Source organism: Streptomyces sp. NPDC037271, from assembly GCF_055603605.1.
This window is the reverse complement of the sequence record NZ_JBVJVN010000019.1, coordinates 93632-109443: the sequence shown is the minus strand read 5'-3', so window position 1 is coordinate 109443 and position 15812 is coordinate 93632. Positions and strand designations below refer to the sequence as shown.

Annotated in this window: 13 protein-coding genes; 3 read left to right on the top strand and 10 right to left on the bottom strand. The window is 73.6% G+C overall.

All coding sequences use genetic code 11. The annotated features are described in order from the left end of the window. Positions 1-144 precede the first annotated feature (144 nt). Both ACZ7G3_RS26665 and ACZ7G3_RS26660 read left to right on the top strand, forming a co-directional pair. On the top strand, positions 145-2043 hold the full coding sequence (locus ACZ7G3_RS26665; RefSeq protein ID WP_470928543.1) for a CASTOR/POLLUX-related putative ion channel: 1899 nt from the start codon (positions 145-147) through the stop codon (positions 2041-2043). A 533-nt stretch (positions 2044-2576) separates the two neighbouring features. Next, positions 2577-3149: a GNAT family N-acetyltransferase gene (locus ACZ7G3_RS26660; RefSeq protein ID WP_470928542.1), complete on the top strand. Its 573-nt coding sequence runs from the start codon at positions 2577-2579 to the stop codon at positions 3147-3149. On the opposite strand, the gene ACZ7G3_RS26655 is transcribed toward ACZ7G3_RS26660, so the two are convergent. From ACZ7G3_RS26655 to ACZ7G3_RS26640, 4 genes are read right to left on the bottom strand one after another with little or no spacing between them, the layout of a single operon-like run. After that, positions 3125-3880 carry a nucleoside 2-deoxyribosyltransferase domain-containing protein gene (locus tag ACZ7G3_RS26655; protein WP_470928541.1) on the bottom strand — a complete coding sequence of 252 codons (756 nt, stop codon included), beginning with the start codon at positions 3878-3880 and terminating at the stop codon, positions 3125-3127. The genes ACZ7G3_RS26660 and ACZ7G3_RS26655 overlap by 25 nt on opposite strands. Continuing rightward, complete coding sequence (locus ACZ7G3_RS26650) at positions 3870-4664, bottom strand: alpha/beta fold hydrolase (RefSeq protein WP_470928540.1); 795 nt, start codon at positions 4662-4664, stop codon at positions 3870-3872. Before ACZ7G3_RS26650 ends, ACZ7G3_RS26655 begins: the two co-directional genes overlap by 11 nt. Further along, positions 4661-5596: a macrolide 2'-phosphotransferase gene (locus ACZ7G3_RS26645; protein WP_470928539.1), complete on the bottom strand. Its 936-nt coding sequence runs from the start codon at positions 5594-5596 to the stop codon at positions 4661-4663. The genes ACZ7G3_RS26650 and ACZ7G3_RS26645 overlap by 4 nt, the downstream gene beginning before the upstream one ends. Then, positions 5593-7080 carry an AMP-binding protein gene (locus ACZ7G3_RS26640; protein ID WP_470928538.1) on the bottom strand — a complete coding sequence of 496 codons (1488 nt, stop codon included), beginning with the start codon at positions 7078-7080 and terminating at the stop codon, positions 5593-5595. Before ACZ7G3_RS26640 ends, ACZ7G3_RS26645 begins: the two co-directional genes overlap by 4 nt. Positions 7081-7159: 79 nt before the next feature. Here ACZ7G3_RS26640 and ACZ7G3_RS26635 point away from each other — a divergent pair, with 79 nt between their 5' ends. Beyond that, complete coding sequence (locus ACZ7G3_RS26635; protein ID WP_470928537.1) at positions 7160-8770, top strand: CocE/NonD family hydrolase; 1611 nt, start codon at positions 7160-7162, stop codon at positions 8768-8770. Here the strand turns inward: ACZ7G3_RS26635 and ACZ7G3_RS26630 are convergent. The 6 genes from ACZ7G3_RS26630 to vioC all read right to left on the bottom strand — a co-directional run bounded on the left by ACZ7G3_RS26630 (position 8735) and on the right by vioC (position 15772). Continuing rightward, positions 8735-9922 (bottom strand): glycosyltransferase family 2 protein, encoded by a 1188-nt coding sequence (locus tag ACZ7G3_RS26630; protein ID WP_470928536.1) that lies wholly within the window; start codon positions 9920-9922, stop codon positions 8735-8737. The genes ACZ7G3_RS26635 and ACZ7G3_RS26630 overlap by 36 nt on opposite strands. Then, positions 9919-11151 (bottom strand): ATP-grasp domain-containing protein, encoded by a 1233-nt coding sequence (locus tag ACZ7G3_RS26625; RefSeq protein ID WP_470928535.1) that lies wholly within the window; start codon positions 11149-11151, stop codon positions 9919-9921. Before ACZ7G3_RS26625 ends, ACZ7G3_RS26630 begins: the two co-directional genes overlap by 4 nt. Further along, positions 11144-11893 carry a PIG-L deacetylase family protein gene (locus ACZ7G3_RS26620; RefSeq protein ID WP_470928534.1) on the bottom strand — a complete coding sequence of 250 codons (750 nt, stop codon included), beginning with the start codon at positions 11891-11893 and terminating at the stop codon, positions 11144-11146. The genes ACZ7G3_RS26625 and ACZ7G3_RS26620 overlap by 8 nt, the downstream gene beginning before the upstream one ends. Continuing rightward, a complete protein-coding gene (locus tag ACZ7G3_RS26615) occupies positions 11890-13911 on the bottom strand; it encodes an NAD-dependent epimerase/dehydratase family protein (protein WP_470928533.1) in 2022 nt (673 codons plus the stop codon). Before ACZ7G3_RS26615 ends, ACZ7G3_RS26620 begins: the two co-directional genes overlap by 4 nt. 74 nt (positions 13912-13985) lie before the next feature. Then, positions 13986-14729 carry a hypothetical protein gene (locus ACZ7G3_RS26610; protein ID WP_470928532.1) on the bottom strand — a complete coding sequence of 248 codons (744 nt, stop codon included), beginning with the start codon at positions 14727-14729 and terminating at the stop codon, positions 13986-13988. Between the two features lie 8 nt (positions 14730-14737). Then, a complete protein-coding gene (gene vioC, locus ACZ7G3_RS26605) occupies positions 14738-15772 on the bottom strand; it encodes an arginine beta-hydroxylase, Fe(II)/alpha-ketoglutarate-dependent (protein ID WP_470928531.1) in 1035 nt (344 codons plus the stop codon). Positions 15773-15812: the final 40 nt, after the last annotated feature.

Here is a 15812-nt window from a genome sequence, read left to right as displayed (position 1 = left end):
CGTCTGCCGCGGTGATCAGTCCTCCACACTGCGACATGCGTAGCCACGTCCGTGCCCTGCGGCGGGCCCGCGCGGCGCATCACCGTACCCGGCGCCGACGCGGCCTGTGCGGGAGTGCGAGGCATGGGAGGGGGAGGGGGAAGAGTGGCGCAGCGGCGCACTCCGTTCGGTGACAGAGCCCGCTACTGGTTCGACAGCACGCTGGCCCGCGGTGCCTCCGTCCTCGTCGGCTGGATGGCGCTGCTGTGCCTGGCCGTCGTCGTCCCGGTCAGTGCGGTGCTGGTATGGACCGACCCCGACGCGCCGGCGTCCCCGGCGGACCGGCTGGCTCAGGTGTGGCACCTCACCGGGGAGACACTGCGGCTGGGCGGTGAGACGGGGGCGCCGCCGCGGGTGGCGATGTCGGTGCTGCTCGCACTGGTCACTCTGCTGTACGTCTCGGCGCTCGTCGGCCTGATCACGACGGCGCTCACGGAGCGGCTCAACGCGTTGCGACGGGGCCGTTCCACCGTGCTGGAACAGGGGCACGCCGTCGTCCTGGGATGGTCGGAGCAGGTCTTCACGGTGGTGAGCGAGCTGGTGGCCGCCAACGCCAACCAGCGGCGCGCCGCGGTGGCGGTGCTGGCCGACCGGGACAAGACCCTCATGGAGGAGGCCCTGGGCACCAAGGTGGGCCCCGTCGGCCGTACGCGGCTGATCTGCCGCAGCGGCCCCGTCACCGACCCGGCCGTGCTCCCGCTGACCAGCCCCGCCACGGCCGGTGTCGTGCTGGTCCTGCCCCACGACGAGCCCGACGCCGACGCCGAGGTGGTCAAGACACTGCTGGCGCTCAGGGCGGCCCTGGCCGGGGAGAAGAACCGTCCGCCCGTCGTCGCCGCCGTCCGGGACGACCGGTACCGCCTGGCCGCCTGTCTCGCCGCCGGACCGGGCGGCGTCGTCCTGGAGAGCGACACCATCACCGCCCGGCTGATCGTCCAGGCCGCCCGCCGCCCCGGGCTCTCCCTCGTCCACCAGGAACTCCTCGACTTCGCCGGTGACGAGTTCTACCTGGTCACCGAACCCGCGCTGACCGGCCGCCCGTTCGGCGAGGCGCTGCTGTCCTACCGGACGTCGAGCGTGGTCGGGATCGTGCGAGGAGACATCCCGCTGCTCAACCCACCGCCGGACACGCCCATCACCCCGGGCGACCTGCTCGTCGTCATCTCCCGCGACGACGACACGACGTGGCTGGACGACTGCGCGGAGCTGGCCGAGGAACCGGCGATGGCGTCCGGTCCTTCGACGCCCGCGCGGGCGGAGCGGGTCCTCCTGCTGGGCTGGAACCGCCGAGCGCCGCTCATAGTCGGCCAGCTGCGCCGCCGAGCCCGGCCCGGGTCGGTCGTCGACGTGGTGGCGGACCGGGGCGAAGCGACACTCCGGCAGGTGAACGAGGCCGACGCGGACAGCGGTACCGACCTGAGCCTGACACTGCACCACGGGGACGTCACCCGGCCCGAGACCCTGCGGCGCCTGGACGTGTACTCCTACGACAGCGTGATCGTGCTCGGCCGGGACCCCGTTCCCGGACAGCCGTCGGACGACCCCGACAACCGCACGCTCGTCACCCTCCTGCTGCTGCGCCAACTGGAGGAAGCCACCGGGCGCGAACTGCCGGTCGTCACCGAACTCGTCGACGACCGGAACCGGGCGCTGGCCCCCATCAGCCCCGGAGCCGACGTGATCATCAGCGGCAAGCTCATCGGCCTGCTCATGGCACAGATCTCGCAGAACCGGCACCTGGCGGCGGTGTTCGAGGAACTGTTCTCCGCCGACGGCACCGGGGTTCGCCTGCGGCCGGCCACTGACTACGTGCTGCCGGGGAGCGAGACGTCCTTCGCCACGGTCGTGGCCGCGGCACGTCGTCGTGGCGAATGCGCCATCGGTTACCGAAGCCACGACGACGCGTCGACGGGCCCCGGCTACGGCATGCGGATCAATCCGCCCAAGGACGAGCGGCGCCGCTGGACGGTCGAGGACGAGGTGGTCGTCATCGGCAGGGACTGATCGGCACGCTGACCGAGCCGTTCCCCGGCGTGGGCGACCACGGTGGCACGTTCCGCGCGCCCCCTCGAACTCGCCGCCCTGGCCGATGCGCCGAAGCGGCGGGCCGACGTCCGCCAGGCCGTCGGGTGACGCACGCCGCCCCCGCGGGCGGGAGGTCCGACGTCCGGAACTCCGCGGCCACTTGGCGGTGGCGGTCGATCAGTTCCGGCCTGCTTCCGGTCCGACCCGGTGGCGGCTGGCCGGGGGCGTGAAGCGAGGCGAAGGCACGCTCGACCACCTGGCGCACCGCAGGCCAGGGACGTAACCGGGCCGCTCAGGTCGGCAAGTGGCCGGCATCGGGCACGGGAGCGGTCCGGCTTGCTGGCCCGGTGACCGCCGCGGCGGTCGTGGCGGAGTGGAACGCGTACGGCGTTCCCGCACGGCACCGCCGCCGACCCGGCGTACCCCTGCGAGCCCGGGCCGCGTCCGAGGGGGCGCCGGCGTGGTCGGCCGAAAGCCGTCCCGTCGTGGTCCGGGGGCCCTAGCGTCGTACCGTGACCACTGTTGACAACACCGCCTACCAGTACCGCACCGCCGTCCCCGGGGACGCCGAGGCCATCGAGGCCCTGGACGGCTCCTTCACCACCGGCACGGTCTTCCAGGTGACCGTCGCCGACGATGGGTTCGCCCTGCGGGAGATCGCGGTGGACCCGCCCCTGACCAAGGTGTTCCCCGAGGACGAGTCCGACGACGACGGCGACGACGGCGACGACCGCGATGACGCGGACTCCCGTACCTTCGTCGCCCACGGGGCCGTCGGCGACCTGGCCGGGTTCGTCGCCGTCTCGTACTCCGAGTGGAACCGCCGGCTGACCGTCGAGGACATCGAGATCGCTCCGGAGCACCGGGGGCGGGGGGTCGGGCGGGCACTGATGGGGCTCGCGGTGGAGTTCGCCCGTGAGCGGGGTGCCGGGCACCTCTGGCTGGAGGTCACCAACATCAACGCGCCCGCGATCCACGCGTACCGGCGGATGGGCTTCGCCTTCTGCGGGCTGGACACCGCCCTCTACGCCGGTACCCCCTCCGAGGGCGAGCAGGCGCTCTACATGAGCATGCCCTGCCCCTGAGCGGACAGCAGGCGGCACACGGACGGAGTGCCCCCGTCGCCCGGCGCGACCGTGACGGTCAGCAGCCAGGCCGGGCCTCCGTCCGGGGCCGCGGCCCGCTCGTACCACTCCACGCGCGCGTCGAGCAGCCGACAGCCCGCCGCCCGGCGGGCGGCGTACCACCTCCGGAACCTCTCGGACCGCCACACCACGAGCGGGACGGCCCGCTCGCCGCCGGTGCGGCGCGAGCCGCGGCCCACCGCGCGCACGGCCGCTCCCGCCGCCCCCGGAAGGGTGCGCTCCACCGGCACCCCGAACGTCTCGGCGAAGTGCAGGAGGTACGCCATGCGCTCGGCCTCCGGCGGCGCGCCGAGCACCGCCCGGCCCGAGTCGTACCACACCCCCCACTTGATGTTGGAGACCAGACCGGGGAGCCGGTTCATCACCCGGGGGATCCAGAACAGGACGACGTCCGAGCGGCGCATCGCCTCCTCCTCCCAGGCGACTTGGTCCGCGTACGGCGGGTAGGACCCGCCCGCGGCGGGCTCCGGCAGGAAGACCACCAGTCGGCCCGGGCCGTCCCAGGCGGCACGCAGGGCGGCGACCGCGGACGGGCGCCAGGAAGGCTCCCCCGGGTCGGTGGGCGTGGGCCCGCACAGGTACACGGCCGCGTTCCAGGACTCGGGCTGCTCGTGGCCGACGTGCACCACCTCGACCGGGGCGGGGGCTTCAGCGGGGAACTCAGTGGACACGGGACGCTCCGGGGTCGGTCGTGGGGAGGGCGGCGAGGAAGTCCAGCAGGACGGTGTTGAAGGCGTCGGGCCGTTCCAGGAAACCGAGGTGGCCGGTGTCCGCCAGCTCCGTGTAGCGGGCGCCGGGGATCACCGCGGCCACCTCACGGCTCAGGTGGGCGGGATTCAGCACGTCGTCGGCGAAGCCCACCACCAGCAGGGGCGTGGTGATCCGCGTGTACGCGGCCAGCCGGTCGGTGACGGGCGGGCGCGGGCGGTGCGCGGCGGCGGAGGCACCGCTGAGCACGGCGATCTCGAACAGGTCCAGCCATGGTGCGACCGCGTCCTCGTCCGCCAGCGTCCTGGGGGAGAGGTTCTGCACCATCCGCACGAACGCCTCGTACTCCGGCGGCAGCCGGCCGCCCGTCTCGGCGCGCGCGGCCTCGGCGCGGGCCAGCGCGTCGCCTACCGGATCGGGCCGTCCCCGCGTCGCGGCCAGCACCGCGCCGCTCGCCAGGTGCGGATCGGTGAGGAGCAGTTCCTGTACCGCCAGGGCCCCCAGGGAGTGTCCGACCAGCGGGCAGGGCGGCAGCCCCAGAGCGGTGAGGAGCCGCCGTACCTCGGCGGCCACTTCACCGGCGCAGGAGCCGGTGGTGCCGTGATCGAAGGTGATCACCTGGTGGCCCGCCGCGGTGAGCGCGGGCACCTGGTGGTGCTCCCAGATCCGGCCCGCGCCTCCCGCACCGGCGACCAGTACCACCGGCCGCCCGGAGCCGTGGACCGTGTACGCCGTCGTGCCGCTCACCGGGCCATCCTCCGCAGCGCGGTCTCCGTCCACGCCGGGCGGCCGGTGTCCAGGCCGCGCAGCGCCACGTGGACCCAGAGGAAGGACGCCCGGATCAGGATGTGCGACCGCAGGCCGGCGGGTACTTCGCCGCCCGCCGCCCGGTAGGCGTCCAGGAGCCGGTCCAGGAGGACCGTGCCACCGGCGTAGAGCATGTCGACGAAGTCCACCGCAGGATCACCGATGCCCGCGTTCGCCCAGTCCAGCAGGGCCGACAGCATCGGAGGGCCGGACGGGCGGTGCTCCACCAGGGTGTGGCCCGGGTGCACGTCCCCGTGGACGAGCACCAGGCGGCCGGGCCACAGACGGTCGTCGTCCAGCCACTCCTGCCAGCGCCGCACCCCGGCGGCGGGCAGCTCCAGTTCGGCCCGTGCGCGCGCCAGTTTGTCCGCGACTTCCGAGCGTATGGCCTCGGGGCCGGACGGGTGCCGTCCCGGCAGCTTCCAGGTGCCGTCCAAGGGCGTGGAATGCACGGCGACCAGGCAGCGGGCCAGCGGCTCCAGGTAGCGGTCCGGGCGGGCCAGCGGGTCCATCGACCAGCCGTAGACAAGGGTGGCAGGGTCCTCGCTTCCCGCAGCCACGCCGGACAGGCGCGGGTAGGCGACCAGGTCCGGTGTGTGCAGCCGCCAGTCGGGCACCGGCACCGGGACCCGGTCGCGCACGGCGCCGAGCACGGCGCCCTCGACGGCCAGCCGGCCGGAGACCTCGGGCCGCCGCGGCTGCCGCAGGATCCAGGGCGTGCCGTCCGCGGCGCGGATGTGGGTGACGCGGAAGTCCCAGCCGCTGTCGTCGCCGTGCGCGGACTCCGGTACCAGCGCCACCCCGAGCCTGTCCGAGGCGTACGCGGCCAGTGCCCGGGCGTCCGCGCCCGGGCTCATGGCGGCGGCGCTCATCGGGCGGCCCCGACGGTGCCCAGGTGGTGGTCGCGGGTCGCGTTGCGGTCCACCTTGCCGGTATGGGTCTGCTCCAGCGCGTCCACCGGCACGATCAGGCTCGGCACCAGGTGCGGCGGCGCCGTCCGGGTCAGCCGGTCGCGGATGCCCGCGGCGACCGTGTCCGGCTCGACGTCCGGCAGCGGTACGAAGAACGCGGCCAGCGAGGAGTGCCCGGCCCGGTCCACCCTGGCGGCCGCGACCGACGACACTCCCTCGCACCGTCCGACCAGCGCTTCGACGTCGAGCAGATCCACCCGGAAACCGCGGATCTTGACCTGGTGGTCGGAGCGCCCCCGGAAAACCAGGACACCGCCGGCCGCCTCGCCGACCAGGTCGCCCGTGCGGTACCAGCGGACGCCGCCGCGTTCGGTGAACCGGTCGGCCGTCGCCTGCGGGTTGTCGTGGTAGCCGAGTGCCAGGCCGGGTCCGGAGACGTACAACTCGCCCGTCTCGTCGATCCGCTGGCCCACGTGCGGCAAGGGGAGCCCGATGGGCAGGTCCCCGCCGGACTCCGGCAGCGCGGGGGCACCCGGCCCGGCGAGCTGCACCGCGTGCGTGACCAGCGCGGTCTCCGTGGAGCCGTAGGTGTTGAGCAGTCGGACGTGCTCGGTGCCGCCGAGCCGGAGCCAGCGCTCCAGCATGTCGGCGCGCACCGCCTCGCCGCCGATCACCACGGTGCGCAGGGACGCGGGCAGCCGGGCGCCCTGGTGCAGCAGATCGGCCGTCAGGCTGTCCCAGAACCCGGTGGGCAGCACCGCGACCGAGAGCTGCTGCTCCTCCGCCACTCGCGCGAAGCCCTCCCGCGCCCCGTCGTCGATGACCAGGGTGGCGCCCCCCGTCAGGGCAGGGAGGATCTCCTCCAGGCTCGTGTCGCCACCCGCGCCGTGGAAGTGCAGCACGAACTCGCCCTCGCCGACGCCGTACAGGCCGCGCAGCGACGGCACCACGGCCGCGGGCGCCCGGTGGGGGACCACCACGCCCTTCGGCTCGCCGGTGGACCCCGAGGTGAACAGCACGTACGCCGGGTCCTCCGGCCGCGGGCCCGGCCGCGGCCGGGCGGGGGGCGCCGTGGGGAAGAGCGTCCAGCGGGGCCGGATCGCCTTCTCGACGGCGGGCTGCCAGCCGGTCTCCGCGGTCACCACCGCCTCCCGGCAGCCCACCCGCCGAAGGATGTCCTCCAGCCTGGCCTCGGGGTGGTGGGCCTCCAGCGGCACGTACGCGCGTCCCGCCGCCAGCACGCCGAGGATCGCCGCCACGTCACGGGCCGAGTGGTGCACGACGACGCCCACGGGCGGCTGGGGCCCGGCCGTGCGCGGCTCCACGGCGGCGGCCACCGTCAGCACCAGGGCGGCGAAGCGGCCGTAGGTGAGAACGAGGCCGTTGTCGATGACGGCCGGACGGTCCGGATCGTCGCGCGCCGTGTCGAAAAACGGTTCAAGCAAAGAAGCTGCGGAGGACTCCATTGTGAATTCCTATGATGTGTTGGAATATGGGCCGGTGCGTACTGTTGTGGAATACGATGTGAAAGTACCCATGCGGGACGGCGTGTTATTGAGTGCTGACCTCTATCGCCCGGAGACGGCCGGGGCGGTGCCGGTGCTCATCCGGCGAACGCCCTACGGGAAGGCCGGAAACCCCGGCGGTGCCTCCGTGGACGGCCTGCGACTGATCCGCTCCGGATACGCCCTGCTGGTGCAGGACGTCCGCGGCCGGTTCGCCTCCGGCGGCACCTTCGAGCCGTACTGGAACGAGGCCGCGGACGGCGCGGACACCGTCGCCTGGGCCGTCGGGCAGCCGTGGTGCGACGGGTCCGCGGGCCTGTTCGGTCGCTCGTACGAGGGAATGTCGGCGTTGCTCGCGGCGGGCGAGCGACCGTCCGGACTGGCCGCCATCGCCCCTCACGTGGCCGGCTCCGGGTTCGACGAGGGCTGGACCCGCCAGGGCGGCGCCTTCCAGCTGGGCTTCCTCCTCTACTGGGTGCTGTACGACCTGCTGCTCAGCGGGGCCGGGCTGGCGGGGCCGGAGCTGGCCGAGGTGGCCGGCGCGGTCGACCGGATCGACGCGCTGTACGAGGATCCCGACGCCGCCGCGGACCTCTTGGACCGGCTCGCCCCCTATTACCGTCAATGGCTCGAGCACCCTTCCGGGCACCCGTACTGGAAACGCAGCGCACCGCGCGAGGCGTATCCGTCCATAAATGTTCCGGTGCTGAATCTGACGGGCTGGTACGACATATTTCTCACCGGCGCCCTGGAGAATTACCGGGGAATTCGGGAACAGGGCGTGGAGACGCGTCTGGTGGTCGGCCCCTGGTCCCACTGCGTCACCGGAGGCATTTTTCCGCAGCGCCGCTACGGGCTCGCCGCCGACGAGCGGGAGCTCGACGTCACCGGCCTGCACCTGGACCACTTCGACCGTCACCTGCGCCGGCGGCGGACCGGTGCGGTGGCCCCCGAGCCGGTCACGCTCTTCCTCACCGGCGCCGACGAGTGGCGCGCCTTCCCCGACTGGCCGGTCCCCGGTACCGAGGAGTACGTGCTCCACCTGGACGGCCGGCGGCTCACGCCCGGAGGCGCACCGCGGGCCGCCGGCCGCGACGCGATCCGCCACGATCCGGCCGACCCGGTGCCCACCACCGGTGGTGCCACCGCACTGCCCGGCCAGTTCACCGGCGGTGACTGCGGTCCGCTCGACCAGCGTGAGGTGGAGCGGCGCGGCGACGTCCTGTGCTTCACCGGTGACCCGCTCACCGCCCCGCTGACCGTGGTCGGCGACACCGTCCTGACGGTGTACGTCACCGCGGACGCGGCGGGCGCCGACGTGACCGGGAAGCTGGTCGACGTCTGGCCCGACGGGCGTGCGGAGCTGCTGTGCGACGGCATCCTCCGGCTGGAGCCCGCGACGGCGCCGGGGGCGGGCACCCCGCCCGCCCCCGGCCGGCCGGTCGAGGTCACCGTCGGCCTCGGCGCGATCGGCCATGTGTTCCGCACCGGGCACCGTGTTCGTCTGGACATCGCGGCCAGTAACGCGCCCCGCTTCGACGTCCATCCCCGGGTGGTCGCGCACCACACCGTCCACCACGGCGGTGACCATCCCTCACGCCTGCTGCTCCCGCGCCTCGCCGGCGGCTGACGCGGCGGCCGGGCCGGCGGCGTCGGGGTGGAAGACCGACAGGTCGGTCACCTTCTCGATCCGCCGGCCCGCCTCCCAGTGCGCCCGGCGCAGCCGCCGCAGCTGGGCCCCGGACAGGCGGGTGCTGTGCTGCGGGATCGATCGAACCATGCGGGCCCGCTTGGCCGAGGCCGGGTAGCGGTCCCGGACCCGGTGGGGGTCGTTGAGCAGATGGTGCGCCGTGCCCACGTGGAAGGCGATCTTCAGCAGGGCGTAGTACGCCGCGGCGCCCGCGCCCTTGTCGCGGGCGCAGTGCACCAGCGTCCTGGTCGCCTCGTACAGCCGCCACAGCACCGGCACGGCCGGCGTGGTGAACACGCCCGTCTCCTGGGCGATGCCCTCGCCGACGCCGTAACGGAAGTAGCTGCGCATGTTCGCGAAGCCGTGCTGGGCGTCGTGGAAGATCCGGGCCTCGGGCAGGTACACCACCGGGATGCCGGCCATCTGCAGCCGGAAGTCGAACTCCCGGTCCTCGCACCAGTGGATGAGCCCGTCGAAGTGGTAGCCGCCGATGTGGTCGACGATCGCCCGGTTGTAGACGAGCGGCGGGGACAGGGCACTGACGTAGTCGCCCTCGTCGAACTCCCGCACCCGGGCGGTCAGCTTGCTGAGCAGCCCGTCCGACTCCCCGTACACCACCTGCCCCTTGACCACCGGGGCGGTCAGCACCGCGCGGACCATGGCCCGCACCACACCCGGGGCGAAGGTGCAGTCGGAGTCCATGAGCAGCAGGTACTGCCGGTCGGTGGCGGCGGCGCCCGCGTTGTAGGCCGCGCCCAGGTTGCCGACGTCGTCGATCTCGGTGACCGTCAGCGGCCGAGGGTGCTCGGCGATCAGCTTCAGCACCGCGTCGCTGGGGCCGTTGAGCGCCAGGACGATCTCCACGTTCTCGTCGATCGACGCGATGCAGTCGGCGATCCGCAGGTCGTCGCGCAGGGCGACGACCACGGCGGTGCGCGCGAGCCCCTTCTCGACCGCGGCCTCGTCCACCGGATCAGTGGCCATCCCGTTCTCCCTCGTCTCGTCGGTGTGCGTATCCGTGTGCACGCGGGTGTCCGCGCCGCTGCGCGCGCCCAGTGGTCCCCGCGCGGTCGTCGTCCCTGTCGTGGTCATTCCGCCGGAGCCTTGAACCGCAGGGGCAGCGCGCGCAGGGTGCGTTCGGCGATCGCCTCCGCCTCGGCCGGATCGTCGGCGTACGCGATCACCCCCGCCAGGACGTCGGCCCCGCCGCGGTAGGGCGGCACCACCACGCCGGGCGCCAACTCGATGCCCCAGAACACGTCGTGCACCCCCGCCCGGCGGGTGATGTCGCGCGGGTCGCCGACCCACTCCACCACCCCGCCGTCCGCCGGGAGGAACCGCTGGACCGCCGCTCCGCCGCGCGTCGGACGCAGTTCGGACAGTTCCAGTGGGCGGCCCAGCGCCAGCCGCACCAGGTTGGGGAGCGGATCCACGCCGGTGGCCAGCCGCATCACCTCGGTGGCGATGCGCGCACCGGTGAGCCGGCAGGTGATCTCCAGCAGCACCACCCGGCCGTCACGGGTGCGCAGGATGTCGGTGTTGATCACCGCCGGGTCCAGGCGCAGGGCCCGCGCCCCGCGCCGCACGGTGTCGGTGACCTCCTCGATCTGCTCGGGGGTGAGCCGGCTGGGGAGTGTGTCGCCGCCCTCGAAGAAGTACGGGGCGAACTCCTCCTTGCGCCCGTACTCCCGGTCGGCGAAACCGAACCGGTGGAGCTCGCCGTCGACCATGAAGGCGGCCAGCGTGTGCTCGGTCCCCTCCAGGAACTCCTCGACGACGATCCGGCCGACGGGGCTCAGACGCAGCGCCTCGGCCGCCGTCTGCCGTACCGCCTCGGCTGACTCCACCTTCATCACGCCCAGCGAACCGGTCTGGTCGCTGGGCTTGATCACGGCCGGCAGGCCGACCTCGGCGACCGCCCGCAGCGCCTCCGTCACACTCTCGGCGGTCGCGAACCGGGGGAGGTCGAGGCCCGCCTCGCGCAGGATCGCCAGCCGCCGGTCCTTGAGCGTGCAGTCGAGCGCCGTCTCCACGGGCAGGCCGGGACAGCCGAACCGGTGGGCCAGCACGCTGATCACCGGCGGGTTGTCGGCGCCGAGCGAGAACACGCCGTCCAGGTGGGACACACCGGCCGCCGACAGCTCCGCGAGGACCGCCGTGCTGTCGGTCGGGTCGCAGACCAGGAGCAGGTCCGCCGCCGCCCGGGCCCGGTCGGTGGGCGCATCGGTGACCACCAGCAACTCCCGCCGCGGCGACCGAAGTTCAGCCAGCGAGCGGTCCATCCCCGAGCCGAGACCGCACGCCAGGAGCCGCTCAGTCACGGCCGCCTCCCGTCCCCTCGCCCTGCGAACCGGCCGTGGCTGCCCGACCGGTGGACGGTCCGCCGGCCGGGGGCGGAGTGCGCAGGCTCAGTACCTGGAACACCTCCGCGTGGCCCGAGCCCGCGGAGACGGTGCCCCGGTAGCGGGCCAGCCCCCGGATGCCCTCGTCCCAGGCGGCGTGGCGCAACTGCGACACGTACGCACGCATCGCCTCGACCTTGGTCTCGATCTGACCGTCGATGTCCTCCGTGTACTGGAACCGGGCCATCGGTGCCCACACCTCGTACCCGAGCACCAGGTGTGGCGCCGGCATCGGCCGTTCACCCGCCTCCTGGAAGAACTCCGACTGCGCCATCCACAGAGCCTCGGTGGTCAGCTGGTGCACCATGCGGTGCTCGACGTCGTCGTCGTGGTCATGGGGCAGGTAGACCACCTGCGGCCGCACCTCCCGCATCACCCGCACCAGGGCGAGGTGCACGCGGCGGGAGAGCGTGAAGTCCCGTGACGGCTCGGCGAAGCGGACGCAGCGGTGCACGCCCAGCGTCTTCGCGGCCGTCTCCGTCTCGGCGGCGAACTCCGCGTCGGTGACCGCGTCGTCCAGGGCGCTGCGCTCGCGTCCGATGACGACGACGACCGTCACCCGGGCGCCGTTGCGAACGTGTTTGGCGATGGAACCGCCGCAGCCGATGACGTCGTCGTCCGGGTGCGGCGCGACCACCAGAACGTCGGTGACCCCCGTCACGACCGCGCCTCCGGCACCTGCCGGGCCCAGGCCGCCCACTGCCCGGTCAGCTCGACGCCCTCGGTGAAGGGTGTGCGCGCGGTGAAGCCGAGGAGGCGCTCGGCCTTGTCGTACCGGGCCCGCGCGGTCGAGCGGTACAGCTCCAGCTCCCAGTCGGGCACCGGGTCGCCGGTGCCCGGCCCGGACGGCCCGTCCAGGCCGCGCAGGGCACGGAACGCGTCGAAGAACCGCCCCCAGCCGAGCGGTTCGCCGTTGCCGACGAGGAAGCGCTGCCCGGCGGCCGACTCCCGGTCTGCGGCCAGGAGCGCCGCGTCCACCAGGTCATCGACGTACACGGCGTTGCACACGCCGCCCTCCTCACCCGTCGGCAGCATGGCGAAGTCGCCCTCCGCCCGCTGGAGCTGGGCGGTGGTCCACTGGCCGCCCCACGGTCCGTAGACCACGCCCGGCTGGAGCACGACGGTCTCCAGGCCGGGCCCGTGAGCGTCGACGACCAGTTGCTCCGCGGCCAGCTTCTGCTGCTCGTACTCGCGGTCGGCCGGGTCGGCCGGGCGGCCCGGTGACTCCTCGGTCAGCTCGCCGGCGGCGGCGGGGTCGTAGACGTCGATGGTGCTCAGGTGCACCACCCGCCGGACCCCGGCGGCGCGGGCGGCGGCCAGGACGTTGGCGGTGCCCTCCACGGAGGCCGCCCAGCGGTCCGTCTCGTCACCAGAACTGCCGAAGGCGCAGTGCACGACGGTGTCGCACCCGTGGAAGGCGGCTCGCAGCCCGTCGGTGTCCAGCAGGTCGGCCCGGCGGAACTCCAGCCGGTCCTGCGGCAGGACGGACAGTCGCGCGGCCCGGCCGAAGCCGCGCACCACCGGCTGGACGCGGGCCCGCGTGCCCAGGGCCAGCCGCTCGACGACGCGGCCGCCGATGAAGCCGCTCGCGCCGGTGACCGCCACCGTGCGGCCGTCGAGCACTGTGCTGTCGGGGGCGGTGCCGCGTACGGTCCACGGCCGGGCGGCCTCCTTGTGGGCGCCGCCGTAGCACGCCTGGATCAGCTCGACGACGCGCAGGCCGTCCTCGGGGCCGGAGTGCACGGCGGCGGTGCCGCGCACGGCCGCGGCGAAGTTGGCCAGCTGCTCGGTGAACAGCAGCTCCCACTCGTCCTGGGCGGGCGCCACCGCCGCGACGTCGCCCCGGTGCAACTCCACGCCGTCCGAGGTGACCAGGGTGCACTCACCGGCCGGGAAGTCCGTGCCGATGGTCACGGTCGCCCTGGTGCCCGTCACCGTGCAGGAGATGCCGAGGTCGCGCAGCCGGCTGAACTCGCAGTGCACGTCGACCTGGCCGAACCGCAGGTGGGCGCGTGCGTCGGCCTCCACGCCGCCGAGGGAGTCGTCCTCGTAGCGGACGACCTCCACGTCGGGGCCGAGCCACCACAGCAGCGTGTCGAAGACGTGCGAGGCGGTGTCGGTGAGCACCCCGCCGCCCGCGAGCCGCCGGTCGAACATCGACCAGGAGACCGGCTCCCAGGCGTACGGGTGGCCCTCCGCCCAGTCGACGCGCACCACGTCACCCAGCTCGCCGTTCTCGACGAGCCGCTTGACCCAGGCGTACGCGGGGAAGAGCCGCCGTGGATGGGCCATCGCGAGCAGCGGCGCGGAGGCGTCGGCGGCCAGGGTGACCAGGTGCCGGGCGTCCTCGACCGAGGTGGTCATCGGCTTCTCCAGCAGCACGTGCTTGCCGGCGGCGAGCAGTGACTCCACGGTGCGGGCGTGCACGGTGTGCGGGACGGCGACCACCGCCGCGTCGAAGGCGTCCGCGGCCTCGGCCGGGTCGGTGGCGACGACCACCTCGTCGGCGCCGGTGCCGCCGAGTTCGCGGTAGAGCTCGAGCGCGGCCCGCGCCTGGCGCGGATCCCGGTCGATGAGTGCGGTCAGTTGCACGTCGCCCTTCAGGGGCGGCAGCGCGGGCACGTGGCAGCCGCGGGCGGCGGCACCGCACCCGACGAGGGCGAGGCGTACGGGAGGCATGGGTTCTCCAGGGGGTCGGAAAGGGGATGGCTCGGCAGGGGTTACGCCGCGGCGCGGGGGGCGCGCGGCGCCGGTCACGGCACGACGGCCGGGTGATGCACCCAGACGTTGGGCTCGGCGTACGTCCCGTGACCGTCGTCGGTGACCCGCAGCGGCACCAAGCCGCCGGGCAACGGGTAGTCGCCCGGACCCGGCAGCGCATGGCCCAGAAACTCCTCCCAGCGGGACACCGGCTGACGGATCACCAGTGACCGGCGGGCGATTCCCAGCCGACGGGCGCCGAGCTCCAGGTGCGTACGCAGCCACGGGTCGAAGCAGCGGCCGTCGGGGTGGCGCCAGGCGGCGTACTCCTCGATCGGGATCAGCGGGTAGAGAGGCTTGCGCGTGGGCCGGACCGGGATGATCAGCCCGCGCGGGCACCACCCGGCGGACCTGGTGCGGACCTCGGTCAGCAGCCGCTCGGCGTGACCGGCCGCCCGGTGCGCGGGATCGACGGACACGGACAGCATGCAGACGGCGTCCGGGTGGTCCGGCGGGCCGTGGTCGACGGTCTCCACCAGGACCTCGTCACTGCCGGAGGGCAGTGACGCGGCGGTGCCGTCCCAGCGCACCGGCAGTCCGTTGGCCGCCGCCAGCAGCGTCCCGGCGTCGTCCAGCAGGCAGAGCTGATGGGCGGGGAACCGCTCGTACATCCCGTGCCAGCGCCAGTTGCCGGGGGACTCCCAGCTCATGAACGCGGGCATGTTGGCGCCGGTCAGGGCGTCCACCTCGGGCAGCAGCCACGGATCGCGGGACAGGTCGGTGAGGGTGAGGGCCACCGGTGCGCTCAGCCCAGCAGCCGGGTCTCGGCCGTGGCCCGCATCGGGCGGGAACGCCGCAGGTCGGCGGTGACGCACACGCGTTTGAGCCAGCGGTCGGTGCCGTCGTAGCGGGCCTGGAACGGCAGACGGCCGTGCACGGCCCGGTGGTTGTCGATGACGAGCACGTCGCCCTGGTCCGCGACCACTTCCCGCATCCCGGCGTCCACCACCTTGAACAGCGCGTCGTAGGCGCGACGGGCGTCGGCGTCGTCCTCCGGCACGGAGGTGAAGTACGGGTCCAGACGCATGTACGGGTCCTGCCGCGAGCCGTACAGCAGCGGGCCGAGCGGCCGCTCGTCGAGCATCTTCTGGATCGTGGCGAACCGGGCCGCCTCCTCCTCGGAGGTGATGGTGTTGTTCTTCGGCAGGTGCGACTCGTCCGGCGCGATGTGGAAGCGCGGCTCGAAGAGGATGTCGATGTCGTCGGCGGACAGCGAGGACAGGTCCAGCTCGCCGACCGTGGTGGGCACGTGGTCGGGGTTGCGCAGCGCGCCCAGGATCAGGTAGTCGCTGCGGTAGGGGTGGAAGGCGTCCTCGGTGTGCCAGGTCAGCAACTCCTTGCTGCCCATGCCGAGCTGGTCGTTCTCGTGCCGGCGGATCGGGAAGATGTCGTGCACGAGGTGGCCGTCCTGCTGCGTGGCCCAGCCGAAGGGCTCGCCCAGCAGCGCCGAGTACAGCATCAGCAGCAGCTCCTCGGGGTACTCCGGGCCGGGCCGCCGACGGCCGCGCCAGTGGTCCGGGGTGGGCCCGATGCGCTGCTGGTCGAACGCGTGCCCGTGGACGAGTACGTGGCCGTGGCGGTCGCCCAGCTTGAAGTCGCGCAGGAAGCGCTGCACGCCCAGCGGCAGCCGGGACGCGAGCCGAGGCAGGTCCCGCAGCAGACCTGTGTCGTCGAAGGAGGGGTGGGTGGCGGCCAGTTCGCGGGTGAGCTCCGCGGTCGCGGCGGCCTCGTCGGGCGTGAGGGTGTAGCTGCGCGTGGACTGGTCGGTGAGGTTCGACATGGCCAACTCTCGTCGAGTGTCGGGACGGTTACTGCCCACG

What these genes read in the sequence shown, in the direction of transcription:
- ACZ7G3_RS26645 (WP_470928539.1), bottom strand. Translation starts at nt 5,596, where the DNA reads ATGAGCGCCGCCGCCATGAGCCCGGGCGCGGACGCCCGGGCACTGGCC.
- ACZ7G3_RS26630 (WP_470928536.1), bottom strand. Translation starts at nt 9,922, where the DNA reads ATGACCACGACAGGGACGACGACCGCGCGGGGACCACTGGGCGCGCGC.
- ACZ7G3_RS26615 (WP_470928533.1), bottom strand. Translation starts at nt 13,911, where the DNA reads ATGCCTCCCGTACGCCTCGCCCTCGTCGGGTGCGGTGCCGCCGCCCGC.
- vioC (WP_470928531.1), bottom strand. Translation starts at nt 15,772, where the DNA reads ATGTCGAACCTCACCGACCAGTCCACGCGCAGCTACACCCTCACGCCC.